The sequence below is a fragment of the Streptomyces sp. NBC_00057 genome (assembly GCF_045041165.1).
Lineage (GTDB): Bacteria > Actinomycetota > Actinomycetes > Streptomycetales > Streptomycetaceae > Streptomyces.
Genome location: NZ_CP108256.1, coordinates 5,278,951 through 5,303,027, shown reverse-complemented (window position 1 = coordinate 5,303,027; position 24,077 = coordinate 5,278,951). Strand labels below are relative to the sequence as shown.

Here is a 24,077-nt window from a genome sequence, read left to right as displayed (position 1 = left end):
CTCGACGGAAACGACATGGAGCTGCCGCAGCAGAAGACCCTTCATCTGCTGCGGCAGCGATCACAGGGACTGTCCCGAACCCTGAGCGGGTTCCCGTCCATTCCCCTTGGAACTAGTTACCTCACGGTCCAACGTTGCCAGGAATGCAGACCGCGTACGACTGGACGGTCTGCGCGGTGGCGCCGTTGTTGTATGCGGAGACGTGCCAGGTGTTGGTGGCGGTGTCCGGGTAACTCGCGGTCCAGATGATGTCCGGGTTCTGGAACTGGCTCACGGCGCCTCCCCCGGTCAGCACGGTTCCGGCAGGGCACACGGCCACGATGTCCGTGGTGCTGCCCCCAGCGGGCACAGACGTGACGTTGCTGTTGGCCTGCTGGGACGGGCCAACAGGTCCCGTCGGGCCGGTGGCACCCGTCGGGCCAGTAGCACCGGTGGCACCGTTGGTGCCGTTGGTGCCGTTGGTGCCGGCCGGACCCGTGGGACCGGCAGGACCGGTCGCGCCGTCAGCACCATTGGTACCGGCCGCACCCGTGGCACCCGTCGGACCCGCAGGACCCGTCGCGCCATCAGCACCATTGGTACCGGCCGCACCCGTGGCACCCGTCGGACCCGCAGGACCCGTCGCACCATCAGCACCATCAGCACCATTGGTACCCGCCGCACCCGTGGCACCCGTCAGACCCGCAGGACCCGTCGCACCATCAGCACCATCAGCACCATTGGTACCCGCCGCACCCGTGGCACCCGTCAGACCCGCAGGACCCGTCGCACCATCAGCACCATCAGCACCATTGGTACCCGCCGCACCCGTGGCACCCGTCAGACCCGCAGGACCCGTCGCACCATCAGCACCATTGGTACCGGCCGCACCCGTGGCACCCGTCGGACCCGCAGGACCCGTCGCACCATCAGCACCATTGGTACCGGCCGCACCCGTGGCACCCGTCGGACCCGCAGGACCCGTCGCACCATCAGCACCATCGGTACCATTGGTACCATTGGTACCATTGGTACCGGCCGCACCCGTGGCACCCGTCGGACCTGCAGGACCGGTCGCACCATCAGCACCATCGGTACCCGCCGCACCCGTGGCACCCTGCAGACCCGCCGCACCCGTCGGACCAACAGGCCCCATAGGACCGGTGGCACCCGTAGCACCGTTAGCGCCGGACGCACCGGTAGCACCGGTGGCGCCCTGCAGACCCGTCGCACCCGTCGGACCGGTCGCACCGGTCGGACCGTGAGCACCAACAGCACCGGACGCACCGGTGGCACCGGTGGCGCCCTGCAGACCCGTCGCACCCGTCGGACCCATCGGCCCCATAGCGCCGGTGGCACCATTAGCACCATTGGCACCCGCCGCACCCGTGGCGCCCTGCAGACCCGTCAGACCCGTCGCACCCGTCGGACCCATCGGACCCATAGCGCCGGTGGCACCGTCAGCACCATTGGCACCCGCCGCACCCGTGGCACCCGTGGCGCCCTGCAGACCCGTCAGACCCGTCGCACCCGTCGGACCCATCGGACCCATAGCGCCGGTGGCACCATTGGCACCCGCCGCACCCGTGGCGCCCTGCAGACCCGTCAGACCCGTCGCACCCGTCGGACCCATAGCGCCGGTGGCACCATTAGCACCATTGGCACCCGCCGCACCCGTGGCACCCGTGGCGCCCTGCAGACCCTGCAGACCCGTCAGACCCGTCGCACCCGTCGGACCCATCGGACCCATAGCGCCGGTGGCACCATTAGCACCCGCCGGACCCGTCGGACCCATCGGCCCCGTCGGGCCGGTGTCGCCCGATCCCGGGAAGTCGTCACAGAACGGCACGGTGGTCTGCGTCGAGATGAAGCGGGCGGTCATCCAGCCGCTGCCGTTGGACAGCAGGTACCAGAATGAGTTCCCGCCGACGTTCTGGCCGACCACCTTGCAGGCGATGGACACCGTGCCGCCGGACGGCACGGTGCCCACGATCTGCGACTGGGTGGTGGGAGCGCTACGGATGTTCTGAGAGGACTGGGAGGTGACTGTCCCGGACACGCTGGCCGCCACCCGGCCGGCCATCACTCGGTTGGCCGCCTGCGAACCCGTGGGGTTCGGCGCTCCGTGAGCGATGTCCATGGGGCACAGCGTCAGGGTCACACCCAGCGACATGGCACCCAGGGTTGAACGGGACAGAATGTCCCAGCTTCTCGATTTATGCATCTCGGATTCCTTACCGGGTCTGCGTGGATCGGAGCCGTGACTGTGACAGCCGCAACTGGGCAAGGGCATATGCGCCACGCCGATGATCTACCGTCTGAGTACTGACAGCTCCCCTTGTGAGTGAGTAGAGCTTCGACCATCTGCCCCTATTCACATATTGGTTAGGTCCGTTGGCCATTCCGGCCCCGCCGCCTACGCACCCCCGAGAACTCCGTGTCGCGCCGGGGCCCCCGGATTCCGGCGCACTAGCGTCGCTTTCCTCGGTGACCGGATCGGCCGATCCCGTACACCGCACCAATTCGCCGTGGGGTGTTACTCCATAGAAGCCAGATTGGGAGATGTATATGACAAATCTGATCGACCGTCCTACCGAAGAACGGCCACCCACGCTGCACCGCAAGCCGTCGATCTGCCTGTGCATGATTGTCAAGGACGAGGCGAAGGTCATCGAGCGATGCCTGAACTCCGTACGCGACCTGGTGGACACATGGGTCATCTCCGACACCGGCTCCCGTGACGGAACACAGGAACTGATCCGCGCCACGATGAAGGGGATTCCGGGAGAACTCCACGAGGACCTCTGGGCCGACTTCGGCCACAACCGCACCCTGAACATCCAGCGCGCACGCGGCAAGGCCGACTACCTCCTGCTCATCGACGCCGACATGGCCGTTCGACGGGAGGGCTCACTGTCCGAACTGTCCGAACTGAGCGCCGATTCCTACATGTTGCGCCATCTCGGTTCTCTCGAATACCGAATCCCCCGGCTGGTCAAGGGGGACATCCCATGGCGCTACGAGGGCGCGACCCACGAATTTCTGACCACCGCTCAGCAGCACACGGTTGCCGATCTCTCGGCCCTCAGCATCGAGCATTTCGCCGACGGCGGCTCGCGCGGGGACAAGTTCACCCGGGATGCCCGCCTGCTGCGCGAGGACCTCAAGCGCAACCCCGGCAATCCCCGCACGGTCTTCTACCTCGCGCAGACTCTCCGTGACATGGGTGAGACCCGAGAAGCGATCGCGACGTACGAACGTCGGGCCGGCATGGGCGGATGGGACGAGGAGGTGTACTACGCCCTGCTGCAAGTGGGAGTGCTCAAAGCCGACTCCGGTGACTGGCCCGGCGGCATGGACACTCTCACCCGCGCATGGGAGAGCCGGCCGCAGCGATTGGAGGCCTGCTACGAACTGACCTGTCGGCTGAGGAAGATGGGACGCTATCAGGCGGCCAACGCAGTCGCCGTCGCCGGTATCAATCGCCCCACCCCCAAGGACTGGCTGTTCATGGAGCCCTGGATCTACAGCTGGGGCCTGCTCTTCGAGCACTCCATCACCTCCTACTGGACCGGCGACGCGCGCGGATCACTGGCTTCCTGCGATCGCCTCCTCGCCCTGCCGGACCTTCCGGCCGACTACCGCGAACAGACCATCAGCAACCGTAAGTTCGCGTCCGACCTTGTCGCAGCACGCTCCAGCCGGTCAGCACCCGCCACCTTTGCCCGCCCGAAGACCGCATGACAGGCGCGCGGGACGGCTGAGGGTGGGCGCGCAGCCAGTCCTCCAGTGGTGCCGGGGTGACGTTCTTGCTTCCGGAGGTGATGACGATGTCCTTCTTGCGGCCGGTGATCGTGAGGTAGCCGTCCTCGTCCAGCGCGCCGAGGTCGCCGGTGGCGAACCAGCCTCCCTCCTGTACGGGCACGACAGCGCGCCCGGCCCGCAGACGGGGCCGGCGGCTGCCACGGACGGCCCTTCATAAGGTTCTCCAGACCCGCCCAGGCGAAGTTCATCAGCGTGGCCGCGGCTTCCTTCGCCGAGACGCCCGGGGTGTCGTTGGCCCAGCCGGCGAGCGACTCCGCGGCCCCCACGAGGGCCTGCGCCAGACCCGCCACATCGCGGTCCGGGAGTGCCGGATCACGGTGGGCCTCACGGGCCGCCGCACCGATCAGACCCGTCACGAACGCAACGATCTCGTCGCGCATCACCATGACCTCGGTGGCGAACGGCTCCCCGTGCGTACGCGCCTGCCGGTGCAGCACCGCCCAGCCGTCCGGGTTCTCCGCGGTGTGCGTGAAGAATGCCCGCAGCCCGGCCCACAGTTGCCGATCGGCCAAAAGCCCCGGCTCCACCCCCGACTGCACCGCTGCGACCAGCGCTTTCGCCTCGCGCTGGATGCAGGCGGTGAAGAGCTCCTCCTTGGAATTCAGATACAGATGGACCAGCGGCTTGGACACCTCGGCCAGCTCCGCGATCTAGTCCATCGAAGCGGCCCGGTATCCACGCTGCCCGAACGTCTGTACCGCTGCGTCCATCATCTACTGCTCGCGCACGGCACGCGGCATCCGTTTGCTCTTCACAGCACCCACGTCCGACTTCCTCCGGCCCCCACTGCCCTACTCCTCGGTAAGAGTACGGCGCAGAACCCTGGCCCGTCGTACGGAGAGGGCTTCCGCAGCCGCCGAGTGGCCGGTTGTACACCCACCGGAAGTCATGTCTCCCGGGGCCCGGGATCACCCTGTGGTGGGAGAACGGTCCCCCCTGCGCACGATGTACCCGCACGGCCGGATCCGTAGCGTCTTCACCATGATCAGTCTTTGCAGCCGGGCCACGGCCACGGCGATCACCCTGGCCGTCCTGCTCGCCTCACCCGCGACCGCCTTAGCCGCCCCGGGGCCCGGAACCCGTCCCGGTGCACCCCCTGCGGCACACGCCGCCACCGGACCGTCGCTGGAAGTCCCCCGGCCGACCGGACCCTACGCAACAGGCCGGGACACCCTGCATCTGACCGACAGGAGCCGCCCGGACCCCTGGGTCCCGGCGGCCGGCGCCCGGCAGTTGATGGTGTCGGTCCACTACCCGGCCCGCCCCGGCGGCGGCACGACGACCGCGCCCTACATGACCACGGACGAAGCCCGGCTGATGCTGGCGTCCCGGGGGCTGGAGGACGTGATCCCCGCGACCACGGTCAGCGCCACCCTCACCCACGCCCGCCTGGCCGCCCGCCCGGCACCCGGCAGGTTCCCGCTGGTGGTGCTCTCCCCCGGCTTCGGCACTCCGCGGACAACGCTGACCGGCCTGGCCGAGGACCTGGCCAGCCGTGGATACGTCGTCGCGACGGTCGACCACGCCTACGAGTCCACCGGCACCACCTTCCCCGGCGGGCGCCTGCTCACCTGCGCCGCCTGCGAACAGACCGCGACGACGACGGGCATGGCAGCCGTGGCCACGGGGCGGGCCAAGGACCTCTCCTTCGTACTGGACCGACTGACCGGCCGTCACCCGGCCTGGCGTCACGCCCACATGATCGACCCGCACCGGATCGGCATGGCCGGCCATTCCATCGGCGGCAACGCCACCGCCTCGACCATGGCCGCCGACCACCGCGTGCGCGCCGGGGTCGACATGGACGGCACCTTCTTCGACCCGATCCCCGCCGGCGGACTCGGCGGCAGACCGTTCCTGATGCTCGGCACCGCCTCCGACCACCATCCCGGCGGTGAGGACGAGAGCTGGGACGAGGGCTGGGCGCGGCTGGACGGCTGGAAGCGCTGGCTGACCGTCACCGACTCCGGCCACTTCACCTTCACCGATGTCCCCGCACTGGGAGGCCAGTTGGGCATGGTCGACCCCGAGGCGCCGCTCTCCGGTGAACGCTCGATGCGGATCACCCGGGACTATGTCGCGGCCTTCTTCGATCTGCATCTGCGGGGCACGCCCCAGCCGCTCCTGGACGGCCCGACACCGGACAACCCCGAGGTCGGGTTCCAGCAGCCCTGACCCGCCCCGGACGGAACGGGGGGCACGTCGCGTCGCATACGCACGTGGTGCTCAGAGCCCGAGTGCCACGTGCGTGCGGTAGTGCGGGCACCGGCTGAAGTCGTCGTGCTCGCAGCCCAGCGCGCACTCGACCAGGTCCAGCGAGGCCTGCACGGCAGCAATACGGGTCCGCAGCCGCGCCGCCTCACCGACGAGCACCACCCGACGCTCGGCGGGGTCCGCGGCGGAGACCAGAACCCGGATCGCATCCAGGCCGAGACCCGCCTGCTCGGCCCGGACAAGGACCGCGACCCGGGCGAGGTCGTCCGTACCGTAACGCCGTCCCCCCGAGGAGGCCGCGGCCTGGACCACGGACCAGCGCGCACGCGCCCGAACAGGGCGGCTGTTCCTCGCCCTCCCCCTCTTCGTCGCCTCAGGCACCGCTCCCTGAGGTGCCGGCCGGCGCCCGCGCAACGGCGAGCGCCCCCGGTCCGTCGACGGACGGACCGGGGGCGCTCGGTGCACGCTTCGGTCGTTACGCGGCGACCGGCACGCGCTGCGGCTCGGCGTCGCGCACCTCGGCGTCGCGCACCTCGGCGTCGTCGACCGGGGAGGACGAGGCCGAGTTGTACGCGTCGCGGTCGAGGATCTTCTCCCGCGAAGCCACAATCAACGGGGTTACAACCTGACCAGCAACGTTGGTGGCCGTACGCATCATGTCCAGGATCGGATCGATGGCCATGAGCAGACCGACGCCCTCCAGGGGGAGGCCCAGCGTCGACAGTGTGAGGGTCAGCATGACCGTCGCACCGGTGAGACCGGCGGTGGCCGCGGAACCGATCACCGAGACGAACGCGATCAGGACGTAGTCACCGACACCCAGCTGGACGTCGAAGATCTGCGCGATGAAGATCGCCGCCAGCGCCGGGTAGATCGCGGCGCAGCCGTCCATCTTGGTGGTCGCGCCGAACGGGACCGCGAAGGAGGCGTACTCCTTCGGGACGCCGAGGCGCTCGGTGACCTTCTGGGTGACCGGCATCGTGCCGACAGAGGAGCGGGAGACGAAGGCCAGCTGGATCGCCGGCCAGGCGCCCTTGAAGAACTGCAGCGGACTGAGCTTGGCGACGGTGACGAGCAGCAGCGGGTACACACCGAACAGCACCAGGGCGCAGCCGATGTAGACGTCGGCGGCGAACGTCGCGTACTTGCCGATCAGGTCCCAGCCGTAGTCGGCGATCGCGTAGCCGATGAGGCCGATGGTGCCGATGGGGGCGAGGCGGATGACCCACCACAGGGCCTTCTGGAGCAGCTCCAGGACGGACTCGCTGAGGGTGAGGATCGGCTGGGCCTTCTCACCGAGCTGGAGAGCTGCGATACCGGCGACGGCCGCCATGAAGACGATCTGGAGCACGTTCAGCTCGGTGAACGGCGTGATCACGTTGTCCGGGACGATGCCGGTGAGGAAGTCGAGCCAGGAGCCCGCGTGCTCCGGCAGCTTGCCGTCCTTCGGGGTCAGTCCCGTGCCGGAACCCGGGTTGGTGATCAGGCCGATCGCGAGGCCGATGGCGACCGCGATCAGCGAGGTGATCATGAACCAGAGCAGGGTACGGGTGGCCAGCCGGGCGGCGTTGTTGACCTTGCGCAGGTTGGTGATCGACACCAGGATCGCGAAGAAGACGAGCGGCGCGACGGCCAGCTTCAGCAGCTGGACGAAGATGTGGCCGATCTTGTCGAGCGTGGTGTAGAGCCAGTTGACGTCGTATGTACGGGCAAGCCACCCGAGTATGACGCCGAGGACGAGACCGGCGACTATCTGGGCCCAGAACGGGACCTTGGGTATACGGAAACCGGAGCCGGAGCCGGACGGGCTGTCGGTCGCGGCGGCGGACGCGGGATTCGCGGACACGGACACACTCCAGATGTGACGCATCGGGGCGCACGGGGACGTCGTGCGGGGGGACGGGGGTGCGGCGCCCGCGTCAGGGGCGGCGCCGCTGCATGGTGCCGGTTCAGACGTTGCGGCAACAGACCGCGGACATACAGCGGCATAGATCGACATGCAGGCGCTCCACGAGCGGGACGCTCGCGGCGAATCGATGGCGCACCGCTGTCTTCATGTCGAACACGTTAACACTTGAACTTTGAGAACCTCAAAGGTCTTCTTTGGGTGAGAACACAGGTCCCGGAGCACCCGTAACACGTCCGGGAACGACGAAACCCCAGTACAGGAGCGCTCGCTCCGGCACCGGGGTTTCACACGGAAACTGTGCGGGGTGTGAGGAACCTTACGTAGCCCTTACGTCATCCTCACCAGGTCGTCACTGGGTGACGTGGTCCTCGCGGGTCCGGTTCGCGTCGAGTCGCGCCTTCGTGCGGTCGACCCTGGACACGATCTGCGCGGACATCTCGTCACGCTGCTTGCGCAGCAGCACGTAGCTGAGCGGCGCGGACAGGATCAGCGCGAGCAGGATCACCCAGATGAAATTGGAGCCACCCACCCCCGAGGGAAACAGACCGAAGTGGACGGCCACGGCTACGACGGCGAAGCAGCCCACGAAGATGCTGAGGCGCATCGCGGTGTACCGAATCGTCGCGCTCGGCTTGGCAGCGGACACAGTTGGCCCCTCTCTCTACGTACGGCAGTCCTGCGATCCTGCCCGACCAGTGAAGCATGCCCCGGAATCGATCACTTCGGAGGGCTGCACCAAAGGGGTTCGACGGGGCCGCCGGCCTCTCCGGCGAATCAGGGCCGAGGACCTCGGTCGAGCGGCAGCAGCATGATGATGTCGTCGCGGTCGTCCCCGTCGGCCACCCGTATCGCGTCGGGCACCCGCCCGACCTCCTTGTACCCGCACGAGGCGTAGAACCGGTCGACATCGGTGCCGCCACGGCAGGTGAGGCGGATCGCCTCCATCCCCTCCATCCCGCGCACGGCCTCCGCCACGGCGTCCATCAGGTCGCGCCCATAACCCTTGCCCTGGTGGCGGGGATGGACCATCACCGTGTACAGCCAGAGCCAGTGGGTCATCAGCCGGTGTGTGTTGAAGGCCAGGAAGGCCGTGGCCGCGACGGCGCCCTCCTCGTCGTAACCGACCAGCAGCCGGGTCCTCCCCTCTGCCATGGCGATCAGGTGCTTGACCAGTTCGGGCCGGACGTCGTCGGCCGTGACGGGCGGCACGAAGCCGACCGCACCGCCCGCGTTGGAGACATCGGTCCACAGCTCGGCGATGCCGTCCCGCAGGGTGCGGTCGAACTTGGGATCCAGCTCAAAAGTAAGCGTCATAAATGCAGATTAACTATTACCGATCCATCACCTCAAGCCTTGCCCGGTACGCGAGAAAGCCCCGGCCGGCGGCCGGGGCTCTCGTGCACCTGAACTACTGACGACGCGACAGGTCGGACGGGTCAGACGCGCATCGGCTGCGGCGACTCGCGCCGCCCGGCGTCCGGGCCCGGGTACTCGCGGATGATCTCGTACCGCGTGTTGCGCTCGACGGGCCGGAAGCCCGCGTCACGGATCAGTTCCAGCAGATCCTCACGGCCGAGCTTGTTCGGCGTGCCGTAGTTGTCCGCATCGTGCGTGATCTTGTACTCGACGACCGAGCCGTCCATGTCGTCCGCGCCGTGCTGCAGCGCGAGTTGGGCGGTCTGCACACCGTGCATCACCCAGAAGACCTTGACGTGCGGGACGTTGTCGAAGAGGAGCCGCGAGACCGCGAAAGTCTTCAGCGCCTCGGCGCCGGTCGCCATCGTCGTCCGCGCCTGGAGCTTGTTGCGGACCTTGCCGTCCTTCATGTCCACGAAGTCGTGCTGGTAGCGCAGCGGGATGAAGACCTGGAAACCGCCGGTCTCGTCCTGCAGCTCGCGCAGTCGCAACACGTGGTCGACGCGATGACGCGGCTCCTCGATGTGCCCGTACAGCATCGTCGCCGGGGTCTTCAGGCCCTTCTCGTGGGCGAGGCGGTGGATGCGCGACCAGTCTTCCCAGTGGGTGTTGTGGTCCACGATGTGCTGGCGGACCTCCCAGTCGAAGATCTCCGCGCCGCCACCGGTCAGCGACTCCAGACCGGCCTCGATCAGCTCGTCGAGGATCTCGGAGGCCGAGAGCCCGGAGATGGTCTCGAAGTGGTGGATCTCGGTGGCGGTGAACGCCTTGAGGGAGACCTGCGGCAAGGCCTCCTTCAGCGCACTGAGCGAGCGCGGGTAGTAACGCCACGGCAGGGTGGGGTGCAGCCCGTTGACGATGTGCAGCTCGGTGAGGTTCTCGCCCTCCATCGCCTTCGCCAGCCGGACGGCCTCCTCGATGCGCATGGTGTACGCGTCCTTCTCGCCAGGCTTGCGCTGGAACGAGCAGTACGCGCACGACGCGGTGCACACATTGGTCATGTTGAGGTGCCGGTTGACGTTGAAGTGCACGACGTCGCCGTTCTTGCGCGTACGCACCTCGTGCGCGAGGCCGCCGAGCCAGGCCAGGTCGTCCGACTCGTAGAGGGCGATGCCGTCCTCACGGGTCAGCCGCTCCCCTGCGCGGACCTTCTCCTCCAGCTCGCGCTTGAGCCCAACGTCCATGCGGCTGCCTCCCAGTTGTCGACGCGCTGTACCTTCCCGGCGATACCGGGCGAAACCCCCGGTCACCCGGGGGCCCCACCACGTTACGCCTACGCCTCCTCGGGAAGTTCCCCGACCCGGTTCTCCCACTTGGTGGAGAGCACGATCGTGGTACGCGTGCGCGAGACCCCCCTCGTACCGCTGATCCGGCGAATGGTCTTCTCCAGACCGTCCACGTCACCGACCCGCACCTTGAGCATGTACGAATCGTCGCCCGCGATGAACCAGGCGTCCTCGATCTCCGCAACGTCCTTCAGCCGGCGCGCCACGTCCTCATGATCGGCCGCGTCGGAGAGCGAGATGCCGATCAGGGCCGTGACCCCGAGACCCAGGGACGCGGCGTCGACGGTGGCGCGGTAACCGGTGATGACACCGGCGGTTTCCAGCCGGTTGATGCGGTCGGTGACGCTTGGCCCGGAGAGCCCGACGAGCCGCCCCAGCTCGGCGTACGAGGCCCTGCCGTTCTCCCTGAGGGCCTGAATGAGCTGCCTGTCCACCGCGTCCATGTGACTGAAACCTTCCATTGTTCAGCAGTATCGCGAGTTTACGTGTAGAATCTAAGGCACGCAGGCTTCAACGCCTGCAAATCTTCCCGAACATCCAAAAAACGCTTTCGAATCTTCAGGAGTGAGAACACCGTGTACACGATCGAGATGGCCTACGCCCGGATGCGCGAGCTGCAGGACCTGGCCAACCGCTCGCGTGCCCACCAGCCCGCCGCCGCGCACCGGGTCGACAAGACCCGCACCTCGCGCGCCAAGAAGAAGCGCTGACCACAGGCTCAGTCTCCGGAGCCGCGAGAGCCGCCACCGAGCTCTCCCTCCCATCGGCGGTACAGGTCGTGCGGCACCCCCGCCGCATCCAGCACCCGCCCCGCGACGAAGTCCACCAGATCCTGGATGTGCGTCGCCCCCGCATAGAACGCCGGAGAGGCGGGCAGCACGACGGCGCCCGCCTCGTCCAGGCTCACCAGATGCTTCAGCGTCTGCCCGTTCAGCGGCGTCTCCCGCACCGCTACGACCAGCTTCCGCCGCTCCTTGAGCGTCACGCTCGCGGCCCGCTGGAGCAGATCCTTCGAGAGTCCGAGCGCCACCCCGGCCACGCATGCCGTCGAAGCCGGGACGATCAGCATCCCCTTCGCCGGGTACGACCCCGAGGACGGCCCGGCGGCGAGATCACCGGCCGCCCAGTGCCGTACGCCCTCGATGTCCACATCGAAGGTGTGCGGCTTCCCGTCCGCCCCTCGCGCCAGCCAGCTGCACAGATCCTCCTGCCAGTGCGCGTCGCGGAACGCGATCCCGGTCTCGTCCAGCAGCGTCAGCCGCGACGCCCGGCTCACCACCAGATCGACGCTCTCCCCCGCGGCCAGCAGACCGCGCAGCACGGCGGCGGCGAATGGGGTGCCCGAAGCGCCTGAAACCCCGACAATCCAAGGCTGCCGCTGGTGCTGACTCACTGAAGTCCCGGAATCCACACAGCCGAGCCTATCCGGCTGCCCGAACCCGGAACCGAGTAAGGTGCCTCAGCCGTTTCGAGGGGTGGAAACAGGGGCGACCCAGGAGACCGGCAGGGGACCACGATGGCCGCATCGTCAGATCGAATTGCACCGGCGTGGAGCACGGGCGACCGCGCGAAGGCCGCGGCCAAGCTGATGCTGGGCTGGGTGGCGTTCCTCTGGATACTCGAAGTCGTCGACGTGTCGACCGGCCACTCACTGGACACGTACGGGATCGAGCCGCGCCGGCCCGGCGAATTGCTGGACGTCGTGCCCGCGTCCTTCATCCACTTCGGCTTCGGCCATGTCGCCTCCAACAGCGTGCCGCTGCTGGTCTTCGGCTTCCTGGCCGCGCTGGGCGGCATACGCCGGTTCGTGGCCGTGGCCGCGCTGATCATCGTGGTCGACGGTCTCGGGGTCTGGCTGGTCTCGCCGGCCGACTCCAACACGGCGGGCGCGTCCGGACTGGTCTTCGGCCTCTTCGGCTATCTGCTGGTCCGCGGCTTCGTGGACCGCAGAGTGCTGGACATCGGCGCCGGGCTGGTGATCGGCGCGATATGGGGCTCGTCGATCCTGCTGGGGATCTCCCCCGCCAACACCTCGGTCAGCTGGCAGGGCCACCTGTTCGGACTGGCGGCGGGTGTGGCGGCGGCGTTCGTCTTCCGCCGCCGGAGCACGGCGACACCCGCCCAACCGCTCGTGCCGTAGGGCCTGTCCGGCTCAGACCGTCAGACCCCGCACCAGCAGATCCATCAGCGCGCACGCGAACAGCGCTATTCCGATGAACCCGTTGACCGAGAAGAACGCCCGGTTCAGCCGGGACAGATCGTGCGGCCGCACCACCCGGTGCTCGTACACGAAGGCGACGGTGACGATCACCATGCCGATCCAGTAGAACAGTCCGGCCTCCGTGGCCAGCCCGAACCAGACGAGCAGCCCGGTCGTCACCGCATGGCAGACCCGCGCACCCCACAGCGCGGCCGGAATCCCGAACCGGGCCGGCACCGACAGCACCCCCTGCGCCCGGTCTGCCTGGACGTCCTGGCAGCCGAAGATCAGGTCGAATCCACCGATCCAGATCCCGACCGCGAGACCGAGGATCACCGCCTCCCACGACCAGCTGCCGGTCACGGCCAGCCAGGCACCGATCGGCCCTATGGCCTGCGCGATCCCCAGGATGGCGTGCGGGTAGTGGGTGAACCGCTTCCCGTACGGATAGACCACCATCGGCACGACGGCGACCGGCGCGAGCGCCAGACAGAGCGGGTTCAGCAGAGCCGCCGCCCCGAGGAAGACGACAACGGCGACGAGCGCCCCCGTCCACGCAGACTTCACGGACACCGCCCCGGTGACCAGCTCCCGGCTCGCGGTGCGCGGGTTACGGGCGTCGATCTCCCGGTCGATGATCCGGTTGCAGGCCATCGCGAACGTCCGCAGCCCCACCATCGCGATGGTGACGAGCAGCAGCGTGACCCAGTGGATGGACTTGTCCGCCCGGAACATCGCGGTCAGGGCGGCGATGTACGCGAAGGGCAGCGCGAAGACCGAGTGTTCGATCATCACGAGCCGCAGAAACGCCTTGACCTTGCTGTTCGGTTGTACGGGCTCTGAGCCCAGTGCTGCTTCGGCGGCGCTCACAGTCCGTATTCCTTCCACCGGCGGTCGACCTTCGCCGCCGTCTCCGGGTCGGACTCGACCATGTTCGGCCAGCCCCCGTCCCGGGTGTACCCCTCCTCGGGCCACTTCTTCGTCGCGTCGATGCCCGCCTTGCCACCCCAGAACTGCTGGTAGGAAGCATGGTCGAGATGATCGACGGGCCCCTCGGTGACGGTGAGGTCACGCGCGTAGTCCGTATTGCCGAGCGCCCGCCACGCCACCTCGTGCAGATCGTGGACGTCGCAGTCGGAGTCCACGACGACGATCAGCTTGGTCAGCGACATCATGTGCGCACCCCAGATGGCACTCATCACCTTCTGGGCGTGCTTCGGGTACTTCTTGTCGATCGAGACGATCGCACAGTTGTGGAAGCCGCCCGCCTCCGGCAGGTGGTAGTCCACGATGTCCGGCACGATGATCTTGAGGAGCGGCAGGAAGAACCGCTCCGTGGCCCGCCCCAGCGGCCCGTCCTCGGTCGGCGGCCGGCCCACCACGATCGACTGCAGCAGCGGACGTTTCCGCATGGTCACGCAGTCGATGGTCAGTGCGGGGAACGGTTCCTGCGGCGTGTAGAAGCCGGTGTGGTCGCCGAACGGCCCCTCGGGAAGCATCTTCCCGGGCTCCAGCCACCCCTCGATGACCACCTCCGCCTGTGCCGGGACCTGCAACGGCACGGTCTTGCAGTCGACCATCTCGATCCGCTTGCCCTGGATGAACCCGGCGAAGAGGTACTCGTCGATGTCCCCCGGCAGCGGCGCGGTGGAGGCGTACGTCACCGCGGGCGGCGCCCCGAACGCGATCGCGACCGGCAGCCGCTCCCCGCGCTTGGCGGCGACCTGGTAGTGGTTGCGGCTGTCCTTGTGGATCTGCCAGTGCATCCCGATGGTGCGCCGGTCGTGACGCTGGAGCCGGTACAGACCGAGGTTCCGCACACCCGTCTCCGGGTGCTTGGTATGGGTGAGCCCCAGGTTGAAGAACGATCCGCCGTCCTCGGGCCAGGTGAAGAGCGCGGGCAGCTGATCCAGATCCACGTCGTCGCCGGTGAGCACGACCTCCTGCACGGGCGCGCTCTCGGACTTCACCTTCTTCGGCGGCACATGCACCATCGAGCCGAGCTTCCCGAAGGCCTCCCGCACCCCGACGAAACCGTGCGGCAGCTCCGGCTTGAGCAGCCCGCCGATCTTGTCGCTGATATCGGCGTACGACTTCAGCCCGAGCGCCTTGAGCAGCCGCCTGTCGGTCCCGAAGACATTCATGGCCAGGGGCATCGAGGACCCCTTGATGTTCTCGAAGAGCAACGCGGGCCCGCCCGCCTTGTTCACCCGGTCGACGATCTCGCCGACCTCCAGATACGGGTCGACCTCGGCCTTGATGCGCTTGAGCTCGCCCTCGCGCTCCAGGGCCCGGAGGAGGGAACGAAGATCGTCGTAAGCCATGCCGTCCAGTTTGTCATCACCGTTGGCGATCACCTGGGGTGCCCCACCTCGGCGGCCCTCACGGAACGCGGACGCGCCCACGTCCGCCCGGGACGGTACGGCGGAAGTTGACTGCTCCCCTCCCTGAAGGAAGGGGATTCCCTCCTTCGGGGTTAAGCGGGGATTTCTAGCTCACGCTGCCTGGCCAGGCAGCGCCTGGTCAGGTCTTCCACGATCAGCACCAGCCGGGTCCAGACCAGCCCGGACAAGCATCACACCTGCGGAGTTCTTGTCCCTTGGGGATACGGCTCCGCAGGCGGTGCAGGTGTAGGTGCGCTCTCCCAGCGGCAGTGCGTGCTTGGCTCTCGCTCCGCAGTGCGCGCAGTCCATCGTGGAGTACGCAGGGTGGATCAGGTGCACGGACCGTCCGTGCTTGCGGCCCATCTCGATCAGGGCTTGTTTGGTCGCGCCGATGGCGGCGTCAGCAGCCTTGCGGGCCATGGTGGTCCGGCTGAGGAACTTCGGCTTGAAGTCCTCGACAGCGAGCGCGTCATGGTCGCGGACAACCCTCTTGGCCCACTTGCGGGCGGTGTCCTGGCGCTGCCGGGCCACTTTCTTGTGCAGCCTGGCACGCAGCCGCTTCGCCTCGCGGTATCCCTTCGACCCGGCGTGGCCCTTCTGCGGCTTGCGTCGGGCCATCATCCGGTCGTACCGGGTCAGCTTCTCCCTAGCCTTCCGCCCATGCCCGGCATGGGGGAGATCATGGGCACTACTGGTGGTGGTCGCGGTCTCCTTCACACCCCAGTCGATGCCGATCACGCGCCCGGTCCCGGGCATCGGCCGGATCTGGGCAGGGACGACAAAGCTGGCGTACCAGTGCCCGATACCGTCCTGATAAACACGCACGGACGATGGGTCGGCGGGCAGCTCCCGCGACCACACCACCGTCAGCACAACGCCTCCGGCCAGATGCAGTTTCCCGTCGTTGAGCCGGAAGCCGCGCCGCGTGTAGTTGAGGGAGGGCAGGGCTTCACACTTCTTCTTGTACTTCGGCATCCCGGCCCGGCGGTGCATGGGCAGCCGTTCCCTGATGTCTTTCTGCGCCTTGGCCTTGGACTTCCCGAAATCACGGATGACCTGCTGCTGGGGAACCGAGCTGCCCTCCCGCAGCCACGCAGCACTCTTCCTGGCCTCGGTCAGCATCTTGTCGAGCTGCGCCGGGCCACAGGTCCGCTTGTCGGCACCCGCGGGCTGGGCCTTGTTCCAGGCGTGGACCTGCTTGGACTTCGCCACGCACTCGTTCCAGATCCACCGGCACCGGTCCCACTCGGTGAGTAGCGCGGTACGGGCGGTGGACGACACACGGAGCCGGAAGGTCCACCGTGCGCGCTCCGCACCCTCGGTTTCCTTTAGTGTCGTCACGACGTCATACTAGCACCATGATGAATGAAGTCCGCATGACCCTGCGTCTCCCCCAAGACCTCCGCGACCGGCTGAGCGCTCACGCCAAGTCCGAGCGGCGGTCCCTCAACTCCGAACTGGTCTACATGCTTGAGGTCGGCCTCCGCGCCACTGGAGTGGACGCCGAATCGCCCGGCGGCGATTCGACTTCTCCTGCCCCGCTACGCGGGAAACCGGATTCCTCCCCAGCCTGAAGGCCGGGGCATCCTCCGGCTATCAGGTGACCTGTGCCGTGTCCAGAAGGTGGCGCAGGCGAAGTCCGTCCGGGGCGACGGCGGTGACCAGCGCGGCAGGACCGGCGAGTGGTGTCAGTACGGCTTGGCCGTCTTCCGGGGAGCCGCCGAGCAGTTGAACTTCGAGGGGCGTCTCCTCCAAGGCCGGGTCGACGATCAGGAGCTGCCCGGCCGCGCGGTGGCCGGCGAGGACGGCGGGGCCGTCCCAGCCGGGTGCACCCGGACCTGTTCTCTCCCGGCCGACTTGAGAGTTGGCCCCCTCAGTCTCTGTCAGTGCTCTCGTCTAGATTCGCGGCGTGACTGAACTCGCCTGCCTTGCTGCGATCCGAGAGTCGTACGACACCGTCGCCGCCGCCTATGCCGCCCGCGTCCCGCCCCCCGCCGAGCTTGATCCCTTGTCGCGCGCGATGCTGGCAGCATTCGCCGAAATCGTGGAGGCCTCTGATCGAGGACCAGTCGCGGATCTGGGCTGCGGCCCAGGCAAGGTGACAGCACACTTGGCCGAGCTGGGCGTGTCAGCTTTCGGTGTCGATGTGTCGCCGAAGATGATCGACCTGGCCCGAGAGGCTTATCCGGACCTGCGGTTCACTGTGGGCTCAATGACCGAGCTGGAGCTCGACGACGACGAACTCGGCGGCATCCTGGCCTACTACTCCACCCACCACACGCCGCCTGAATTGCTCCCAGTTGTGTTCGCCGAGTTCCATCGCACTTTGGCGCCCGGTGGCCATCTGATGTTGGTCGGCCACGTGGGAAACGGCGAGCGTCGGCGTCCAACGCAGGCTTATGGCGGCCACCCCGTGACCTACGAGTCCCACCTGCTGCCACCAGCCCAGATCGCCGAAATGCTGGGGCGGACTGGACTGGCCGTCAGTGCGCAACTGGTGGAGGAACCCGACGCAGGGGCAACGAGGACGTTCGCTACCTTCATGGCCCGCAAGTCGGAAGTAGTTTCTGAGCCCCAACCCCGTTGATTCCGATCCCAGGCTGCCCAGATCAGGGCACGAGGGACTTACCTTGATGCCGTGATGAGACGGCGCTGGTGGCCATCGTCGACGGCCTCGTCAACGGCACGGTCATCGAGCCGGCACCGACTCCTACCGCTTCGCCAGCACCCGAGCACGAGCCGAAAAGGTTCGAGCCGACTGACGAGAGGGGGACGCAAAGGGCGCCGCCTACTGCCGGTTGAGCTGCTTCAAGACGCGGTCGCGGAGAAGCTCGTACTCCTCCCGGAGCCTGCGCCACTCGGTCACAGGCGGGCGGGGAATGACGATGCCCTCGGTGACAGTCTCCCCCTGCCCAAATTGCTCGCGGGTGAGGTCGATCTCAATGCCCATGCCCAGGCGGTTCCACCAGTGATAGTCCACTTGCTCTCCGTCGACATGGACCTCCCCCCGAAGCAGCTCGCCTCCCAGCAGATCATTGAGGACCATGACGGTCACCCCGCACTGGTCCCGAGCCGGGTTGTCCTTGGTCCAGCGCGATCGGAACTCAGGCGTGCACGTCTCGGCACTCCAGCTGCTGCGAACGGCTCGTTCGATGTCGGTGAGAAGCAACGGTGTCATGCCAGTGATCCTGCCGGTAAGCACTGACAGTGGCCGGGACACCGAGCACTATCGGGGACATGCCAAAAGTTACCCGGAGGCCCGTAGCGCGGCGCGGTCGCGGAACCGCCACAAGGTCAGCAGGACCCGGATGGCGAGGTTGAGCGGCACCAGGAGCCGGGGCGGGTTCCGGCGCGCCGGCCAAACCCGGTTTGCATACCGGTGAGGCACTCACCGGATCACGGATGTTCGCCTCCGCGCCGGCCGCGGCCCGCATGGCGGAGCCGTACCCCGACCTGCTCGCCGCCAGTTCCCACCTGCTCGCCGTGGGACGTAATTGACACCGGCTACTCTGGGCCCGTCACCGGGGCGGGACAAGCCCCGCCATCTCTCCGCAGGGGGACCTTTCCATCATGTTCCGGGCCCTGATCTATCTCCTGCCTCTGGCACTGACGATCTACGCGTTCATCGACTGCCTGAACACCCCCGAGGACGAGGCGAAGCACCTGCCGAAGATCGCCTGGGTCTTCATCATCCTGCTGTTCTGGATCGTGGGCCCGATCGTCTGGCTCGCCGCGGGCAAGATGCGCACCGTGCCCGCCGGAGGCCGTACGCCGTCGGAATGGCACCGCAATCACCGCTCGCAGTGGGTGGCGCCGGACGACAATCCGGAGTTCCTGAAGGCGCTGAAGGAAGAGAACAAGAAGGACGAGTCGCTCCTCAAGGACTGGGAGGCGGATCTGCGCCGCCGCGAGGAGGAGCTCAAGCGCCGCGAGAGCGGGGAGAGCTCAAGCCCCTCCGGCGAGTGAGGAACGAGCGTCCGGGGGTGACAGCGCCCCCGGCAACGGCGATCTGGAGCACGTACACGTGAACGACAGCGCCATGCTCGCCACCGCCCTCGCCGAGGCCCGTGCCGGGCTCGCCGAGGGCGGTATCCCCATCGGTGCCGCGCTCTACGGGCCAAACGGCAGCCTCCTCGGCCGCGGCCACAACCGCCGTGTCCAGGACGGCGATCCGTCCATGCACGCGGAGACGGCGGCGTTCCGAGCGGCCGGACGGCAGCGCTCGTACCGGGGCACGACGATGGTGACGACGCTCTCCCCGTGCTGGTACTGCTCCGGCCTCGTGCGGCAGTTCGGGATCTCGCGGGTGGTGATCGGCGAGGCGGAGACCTATCCCGGCGGGCACGACTGGCTGGCCCGGCACGGGGTGGAGATCGTGCTGCTCGACGATGCCGAATGCATCGCACTCATGCGGGACTTCGTACGGGACCATCCCGACGTGTGGAACGAGGACATCGGCGTTGACTGATTTACCGACCCGCGTCCCCGATCGTTCGAAAATCTTCATCTTTCTCCAACACCCTGCCGATATCCTTCTGTTGACGGCGTGACAGATCTGGTGGGGCATCGGCGCTGGGGGTGCTGTGGAGAGAGAGCTGTACGGGCGCGAGGCGATCTTCGGCAACGACGGACTTGCGGCGCGTCTGACAGGTCTCACTCCGTACGGCTCCGCCCGGGTCGCCTACGAGCACCGTGAAGATCCGCCGGTCGCCGTGCTGACCGGCGGCCGCGGCATGGGAAAGACGGCTGCGCTCAAGCAACTGCGCCATCTGTACCGGGAGATCACCCCGGTAGCCCTGATCGACTGCGAGGCCGTCGTGCCGCCCGCGGACCCGGGCCCCGGCTGGACTCCGGTCACCGGCGCGCTGCCGGAGCTCGCCACCCAGCTGACGGCGAAGGTGCGTGCCGCGCGGCCGGTGCAGTTTCCCCGGCTGAGTCTCGGGCTCGTGGCGGTCGCCTCGATCTCCTGGACGCGGGAGGACGAGACGCGGGCGCAGCGGGATCTGCAGTCGCTCGGCCCGGTGCTGGCGACCGTCGACACCCGTGGGGACGCGGCGACGGGCTGGGTCACCAAGGTGCTGACGAAGCTGGCCGCAAGTGCCTTCGACTCGGTGGTCCCGCTGGCCGGGATGGTCGCCGAGGCCACGATCGAGACGGTGCTGGAGGAGACGTTCAGCCGGTTCCAGCGGCGCTCGGCGGACTGGTACGGGAGTTATCCGCACGCGGGCGGCAACGGCAGGATCGGGCTGAGGCAGCTGGCGGTCGATTTCGAGCGCGGCGGCGATCTGCGCCGCCGGGCCGAGGATCATCTGGTGCTCGCGCTGGTCGCGGATCTGGTGCGGGCGTACGGGGGTCTGGCGCGGGGTGCCCGCCGGGGCCGTCCTGTGCTGCTGCTGGACAACGCGCACACGTTGCTGGGCCGGCAGCTGGTCGAGCCGGTGCTGCGGCAGCGGGCCTCCGGGGTGCGCGATCAGATCGCCCTGTTCGCGTCCTCGCGCGCCCGTGACCACGAGGGGCTGAGCCATGCGGTGCGCCGGCGGCTGCCCGAGGTGGCGCACGGCTCGCACTGGGCCCGCGGTTCGGAGGTGACGTCCGGGATTCTGGCCGTGGAGCTCACCGCGCTGGGCCCGGCGCACGTACAGGCGGCGTTCGACCGGCACGATCCGGTGGGCCGTACCCCGGCCGGGCTGGCACGTGGGGTGCACCGGCTGACGGGTGGGCGCCCGCTGGGTGTGGCGCTGTTGGCGCAGGCGGCGGGCGAGGCGCTGGTGCCGGGGGCGCCGCGGCCGGGGTCGTCGCAGCCGGGTGCGTCGCAGCCGGGTTCGCTGGTGCCGGGGGCGCTGCTGGACCGCGCGGTGGAGCTGCGTGAGGACCGGGCGCCGGTGCGGGTCGCGGACGAGCTGTTGGCTCAGCTGCTGCCGGGGCAGCAGCTCGACGTACTGAGTGTGCTGGCCGCCGCGCACGGTGAGGACTCGGCGCGACTGCTGGCCACGGCCCGGCTGCGCGGCCGGTCGCTGGACGGCGATGTGGCGCTGCAGGTGCGGGACGTGCTGCGGGCGCAGGACTGGCCGGTCGGTCCCGAGTACTTCGTCGCCGATCCGCTGCTGCGTGCGCTGCTGCTGCACCGGCTGCGTTTCCAGGACGACGACCATCCGTACTACGCGGTGTGGCGTGCGGTGCACGAGACGCTGCGCACGGCGTACGCGCCCGGGGGCCGCTGCCCGAGCGTCCCGCACCGGCTGCACCAGGAGCTGGTGCTGGGCAGGACGAGGGACTGCGTGACGCATCTGCGGGAGCGGTTCACCGACGGGGATGTCACCGCCTGGCTCGGCTCGTTGCGGTTCATCGCCTCGGCCCCGTATCCGCGTCCGCCCGGTTACGCCGGCCCCGATCCGCGGCAGGCGGTCGCGCTCGGCCGCGAGGCGGCCGGTTCGCTGCCGGACGGGGAGACGGGGCTCGCGGGGCTCGGCGAGCGGGCCGTGGAGCTCCAGTTGCAGCTGCGTCGGCTGCTGCACGCCGTATGGCTGCTGTCCGATCCACTGGCTCTGCCGGACGAAGAGGTGATCGACAAGATGGCGCACGAACTGCGACAACTGTCCGGCAGACATCCGACGGGCAACAGCGTGCTGTGGGACGCGGCGACGCACTGGCCGCAGGACATCAGGGCCTGGCGGCCGCTGTCCATGCCGCCGGGATCGCCGGACACGGGCGGACCGGGCACGGGCGGAAGCGGGCAGAGGCGGGGGAACGGTGGCTCGGATGCTTAATCCACTGCGTTATCGCGTCTGGTACACGGCGAGGCAGAAGGTGGTCACCACGGTGGTGGTCGGCGCCCTGGTCGTCACGTCCGGCTGGTACGGCATCGGCCGGCTGACCGCCCCCGAGGACCGCTCGTGCGCGAAGGGTGTCGAGCGGCCGCAGGGCAGCGACGAGTGCATAGGTGTCTCCGGCGACGGCTACGACTTCGGGCGGCCGAAGCTGACCGAGGTCGCCGCGGCCATCGCCCGGGAGAACAACACCCTGAAGCCCGGCCGGTACGCGACGGTCGCGCTGCTGCTGCCGCTGACGTCGACGGACGAAGCCATGCAGACGAAGATGCAGCGCGAGCTGCAGGGTGCGTTCGCCGAGCAGTACCGGGCCAACCATCTGTCGAACGAGCAGGTGCCGGGGATCCGGCTGGTTCTCGCCAACACGGGGAAGAACAACCTGCTGTGGCAGCCGACGGTGGACCGGCTGAAGAAGATGACCGGGGCCCCGGACCATCTGCGGGCCGTGTCGGGGGTCGCCACCAGCAGTACGCAGGTCAGGTCGGCGGTCAAGGAGCTGACCGCCGCGCACATCGCGGTCGTCGGTACCACGATCACCGCCGACGACATCGCCAACGGCCCGGGCGGCGACCCGTTCCCCGGTCTGGCGCGGGTGTCGCCGACGAACCGGGACGAGGCGCGGGCGCTGGCGCACTTCGGGAAGGTGAAGGCGAACAAGGCGCTGCTGGTGCAGGACACCCGTACCGGGGACCACTACACGGACACGCTGCGGGCGGCGTTCACCTCGCTGGTGAAGGGCACGCAGTACGAGCCGCAGCTGTTCACCTCGCGCAAGGACCCCAACGACGAGGGCACCACGGCCAACACGTTCCAGCAGATCACGCACCTCATCTGCGACACGGATGCGGAGACGGTGTTCTTCGCCGGACGCCACACCCAGCTACGGCAGTTCATCAACGCGCTCGGGGCCCGCGGCTGCCAGAGCCGCCCGTTCACGATCCTCACCGGCGACGAGGGCTCGTACCTCGGCAACGACAAGAAGCTCGACCGGGGCGCGCTGCGCCGCAAGGTGACGGTCCGCTACGCCTCGCTGGCGCACCCGGACGCCTGGGCGGCGGCGAAGGAGCAGGGCGGGGCGGCGACGGGCGGTTCCCCGGGGGACTACCGAAGCTTCCTGGACCTGCTGGCCACCGTGGCGAAGAAGCCCGTGGGCCCGATCGGTCCGACCGGTCACCAGGAGCTGACCGACGGCCAGGTCATCGTCGCGCACGACGCGATGTCACTGGCGGTGCACGGCATCAGGCAGGCGACCCCTGTCGGCAAGCAGCTTCCGCAGCCCTCGGACGTGGGTGAGCAGTGGCCGCGGGTGAAGGGTTCGCTGCGGGTATCGGGGGCCAGTGGCTGGATCTGCCTGGACAACCACGGGAACCCGTACAACAAGGCGGTGCCGGTGGTGGAGCTGGCGCCCGAGGACGCCCGTCAGCGGTTCGTGGCGATCGCCTGGCCGGAGCACACGCCGCCGGACCCGAAGTGCCTGCCGCCGTCCTCGGCACCGTGATGCCGCGTCACCGCTCGGCCGCCGCGTACTCCTCGCGCAGCCCCGCCCACCGGACCGGGGTCCACTTCGACCAGTCGGCGGGGTATCCGTCGAGCGCGTCGACGAGGTAGCGGAAGTGGTCGTGCCAGCCGGCGAGGCAGTCCAGGCGCAGCTCGTCGTCGCCCCGGAACTCGTTGGTGAAGCGCAGCAGCACATGGTCGCCGCGCGGTGGCTCCAGGTGGAAGCGGATGCGGCCGTGGAGTCCTTCGAGGGTGTATTCGGCGACCCGCTCGATGTCCCAGGCGGTGACGGTGCCGGAGGCGACCGTGGCATGCCCGTCCCGGTCGGTGTTCAGCCAGCGCAACGTGACGGCCCCGCCGATGCGCGGTTCGAACGGGTCGGCGGCGGCGAGCCAGCCGGGCAGCCCCTCGGAACTGGCAACGGCTGCCCACACCCGTGGGACGGGGTGGGGCAGCCGTAGCGTGAACCGCAGGGTGTGCCGGTCACCGTGGGTTTCACTGGTGCCACGCTCGATGACGGGGGTCGCATCGGTCATGGTT

23 protein-coding genes and 4 pseudogenes are annotated in these 24,077 nt (G+C 68.4%); 11 read left to right on the top strand and 16 right to left on the bottom strand.

Features of this window, described 5'->3' with window-relative positions; genetic code table 11:
* Positions 1-121 precede the first annotated feature (121 nt).
* Both OG953_RS24975 and OG953_RS24970 read right to left on the bottom strand, forming a co-directional pair.
* Positions 122-274, bottom strand: coding sequence for a hypothetical protein (locus OG953_RS24975; RefSeq protein WP_229845982.1), 153 nt, complete (start codon positions 272-274; stop codon positions 122-124).
* Positions 275-1,900: 1,626 nt separating this feature from the next.
* Positions 1,901-2,062, bottom strand: a pseudogene (locus OG953_RS24970) (SH3 domain-containing protein); the annotation flags it as partial.
* Positions 2,063-2,547: 485 nt separating this feature from the next.
* On the opposite strand from OG953_RS24970, the gene OG953_RS24965 reads away from it, so the two are divergent.
* Positions 2,548-3,723 carry a glycosyltransferase gene (locus tag OG953_RS24965; protein WP_405686999.1) on the top strand — a complete coding sequence of 392 codons (1,176 nt, stop codon included), beginning with the start codon at positions 2,548-2,550 and terminating at the stop codon, positions 3,721-3,723.
* A gap of 206 nt (positions 3,724-3,929) precedes the next feature.
* Here OG953_RS24965 and OG953_RS24960 read toward each other — a convergent pair.
* Positions 3,930-4,517 (bottom strand): annotated as a pseudogene (locus OG953_RS24960) (TetR/AcrR family transcriptional regulator); the annotation flags it as partial.
* A gap of 268 nt (positions 4,518-4,785) precedes the next feature.
* Here OG953_RS24960 and OG953_RS24955 point away from each other — a divergent pair.
* A complete protein-coding gene (locus OG953_RS24955) occupies positions 4,786-5,979 on the top strand; it encodes an alpha/beta hydrolase family protein (RefSeq protein ID WP_405686998.1) in 1,194 nt (397 codons plus the stop codon).
* A gap of 51 nt (positions 5,980-6,030) precedes the next feature.
* Here OG953_RS24955 and OG953_RS24950 read toward each other — a convergent pair whose 3' ends face one another.
* The 6 genes from OG953_RS24950 to OG953_RS24925 form a co-directional block, all read right to left on the bottom strand.
* Positions 6,031-6,330 (bottom strand): hypothetical protein, encoded by a 300-nt coding sequence (locus OG953_RS24950; protein ID WP_405686997.1) that lies wholly within the window; start codon positions 6,328-6,330, stop codon positions 6,031-6,033.
* A 163-nt stretch (positions 6,331-6,493) separates the two neighbouring features.
* Entirely contained in the window at positions 6,494-7,864 is a 1,371-nt protein-coding gene (locus OG953_RS24945; RefSeq protein WP_405686996.1) for a dicarboxylate/amino acid:cation symporter, read from the bottom strand.
* 412 nt (positions 7,865-8,276) lie between these two features.
* Entirely contained in the window at positions 8,277-8,531 is a 255-nt protein-coding gene (locus OG953_RS24940; RefSeq protein WP_405692042.1) for a DUF4229 domain-containing protein, read from the bottom strand.
* A 170-nt stretch (positions 8,532-8,701) separates the two neighbouring features.
* Positions 8,702-9,241 (bottom strand): GNAT family N-acetyltransferase, encoded by a 540-nt coding sequence (locus OG953_RS24935; RefSeq protein WP_405686994.1) that lies wholly within the window; start codon positions 9,239-9,241, stop codon positions 8,702-8,704.
* A 122-nt stretch (positions 9,242-9,363) separates the two neighbouring features.
* Entirely contained in the window at positions 9,364-10,527 is a 1,164-nt protein-coding gene (gene mqnE, locus OG953_RS24930; RefSeq protein ID WP_405686993.1) for an aminofutalosine synthase MqnE, read from the bottom strand.
* A gap of 89 nt (positions 10,528-10,616) precedes the next feature.
* Positions 10,617-11,072, bottom strand: a complete 456-nt coding sequence (locus tag OG953_RS24925) for an Lrp/AsnC family transcriptional regulator (RefSeq protein WP_405686992.1) — start codon at positions 11,070-11,072, stop codon at positions 10,617-10,619.
* Between the two features lie 132 nt (positions 11,073-11,204).
* Between OG953_RS24925 and OG953_RS24920 the strand changes: the two genes are divergently transcribed.
* The gene (locus OG953_RS24920) at positions 11,205-11,339 is read left to right on the top strand and encodes a hypothetical protein (RefSeq protein ID WP_327274611.1); all 135 of its coding nucleotides are present in this window, start codon (positions 11,205-11,207) and stop codon (positions 11,337-11,339) included.
* Between the two features lie 8 nt (positions 11,340-11,347).
* On the opposite strand, the gene OG953_RS24915 is transcribed toward OG953_RS24920, so the two are convergent.
* Positions 11,348-12,022, bottom strand: a complete 675-nt coding sequence (locus tag OG953_RS24915) for a UbiX family flavin prenyltransferase (protein ID WP_405686990.1) — start codon at positions 12,020-12,022, stop codon at positions 11,348-11,350.
* Positions 12,023-12,145: 123 nt separating this feature from the next.
* Between OG953_RS24915 and OG953_RS24910 the strand changes: the two genes are divergently transcribed.
* Positions 12,146-12,769, top strand: coding sequence for a rhomboid family intramembrane serine protease (locus tag OG953_RS24910; RefSeq protein ID WP_405686988.1), 624 nt, complete (start codon positions 12,146-12,148; stop codon positions 12,767-12,769).
* 12 nt (positions 12,770-12,781) lie between these two features.
* On the opposite strand, the gene mqnP is transcribed toward OG953_RS24910, so the two are convergent.
* The 3 genes from mqnP to OG953_RS24895 all read right to left on the bottom strand — a co-directional run bounded on the left by mqnP (position 12,782) and on the right by OG953_RS24895 (position 16,554).
* The gene (gene mqnP / locus OG953_RS24905) at positions 12,782-13,699 is read right to left on the bottom strand and encodes a menaquinone biosynthesis prenyltransferase MqnP (RefSeq protein ID WP_405686986.1); all 918 of its coding nucleotides are present in this window, start codon (positions 13,697-13,699) and stop codon (positions 12,782-12,784) included.
* Complete coding sequence (locus tag OG953_RS24900; RefSeq protein ID WP_405692040.1) at positions 13,696-15,153, bottom strand: menaquinone biosynthesis decarboxylase; 1,458 nt, start codon at positions 15,151-15,153, stop codon at positions 13,696-13,698. Before OG953_RS24900 ends, mqnP begins: the two co-directional genes overlap by 4 nt.
* A gap of 171 nt (positions 15,154-15,324) precedes the next feature.
* Positions 15,325-16,554, bottom strand: coding sequence for an RNA-guided endonuclease InsQ/TnpB family protein (locus OG953_RS24895; protein WP_405686985.1), 1,230 nt, complete (start codon positions 16,552-16,554; stop codon positions 15,325-15,327).
* Between the two features lie 17 nt (positions 16,555-16,571).
* Between OG953_RS24895 and OG953_RS24890 the strand changes: the two genes are divergently transcribed.
* Positions 16,572-16,787, top strand: coding sequence for an Arc family DNA-binding protein (locus OG953_RS24890; RefSeq protein WP_405686984.1), 216 nt, complete (start codon positions 16,572-16,574; stop codon positions 16,785-16,787).
* A gap of 22 nt (positions 16,788-16,809) precedes the next feature.
* Here the strand turns inward: OG953_RS24890 and OG953_RS24885 are convergent.
* Positions 16,810-17,052: pseudogene (locus OG953_RS24885) on the bottom strand (urease accessory protein UreD); the annotation flags it as partial.
* A gap of 70 nt (positions 17,053-17,122) precedes the next feature.
* Between OG953_RS24885 and OG953_RS24880 the strand changes: the two are divergent.
* Positions 17,123-17,800, top strand: coding sequence for a class I SAM-dependent methyltransferase (locus tag OG953_RS24880; RefSeq protein ID WP_405686982.1), 678 nt, complete (start codon positions 17,123-17,125; stop codon positions 17,798-17,800).
* 201 nt (positions 17,801-18,001) lie between these two features.
* Here the strand turns inward: OG953_RS24880 and OG953_RS24875 are convergent, their stop codons facing one another.
* Positions 18,002-18,391 carry a hypothetical protein gene (locus tag OG953_RS24875; RefSeq protein ID WP_405686980.1) on the bottom strand — a complete coding sequence of 130 codons (390 nt, stop codon included), beginning with the start codon at positions 18,389-18,391 and terminating at the stop codon, positions 18,002-18,004.
* Positions 18,392-18,615: 224 nt separating this feature from the next.
* On the opposite strand from OG953_RS24875, the pseudogene OG953_RS24870 reads away from it, so the two are divergent.
* From OG953_RS24870 to OG953_RS24850, 5 genes and pseudogenes are all read left to right on the top strand, one after another.
* Positions 18,616-18,711 (top strand): annotated as a pseudogene (locus tag OG953_RS24870) (SAM-dependent methyltransferase); the annotation flags it as partial.
* Between the two features lie 72 nt (positions 18,712-18,783).
* On the top strand, positions 18,784-19,179 hold the full coding sequence (locus OG953_RS24865) for a PLD nuclease N-terminal domain-containing protein (protein WP_266360680.1): 396 nt from the start codon (positions 18,784-18,786) through the stop codon (positions 19,177-19,179).
* 73 nt (positions 19,180-19,252) lie between these two features.
* Positions 19,253-19,681, top strand: a complete 429-nt coding sequence (locus OG953_RS24860; protein WP_405692038.1) for a nucleoside deaminase — start codon at positions 19,253-19,255, stop codon at positions 19,679-19,681.
* A 115-nt stretch (positions 19,682-19,796) separates the two neighbouring features.
* The gene (locus OG953_RS24855; protein WP_405686978.1) at positions 19,797-21,980 is read left to right on the top strand and encodes a hypothetical protein; all 2,184 of its coding nucleotides are present in this window, start codon (positions 19,797-19,799) and stop codon (positions 21,978-21,980) included.
* Positions 21,973-23,538, top strand: coding sequence for a hypothetical protein (locus OG953_RS24850; protein ID WP_405686977.1), 1,566 nt, complete (start codon positions 21,973-21,975; stop codon positions 23,536-23,538). The genes OG953_RS24855 and OG953_RS24850 overlap by 8 nt, the downstream gene beginning before the upstream one ends.
* 7 nt (positions 23,539-23,545) lie before the next feature.
* Here the strand turns inward: OG953_RS24850 and OG953_RS24845 are convergent, their stop codons facing one another.
* Positions 23,546-24,073 (bottom strand): SRPBCC domain-containing protein, encoded by a 528-nt coding sequence (locus OG953_RS24845; RefSeq protein WP_405686976.1) that lies wholly within the window; start codon positions 24,071-24,073, stop codon positions 23,546-23,548.
* Positions 24,074-24,077 lie beyond the last annotated feature (4 nt).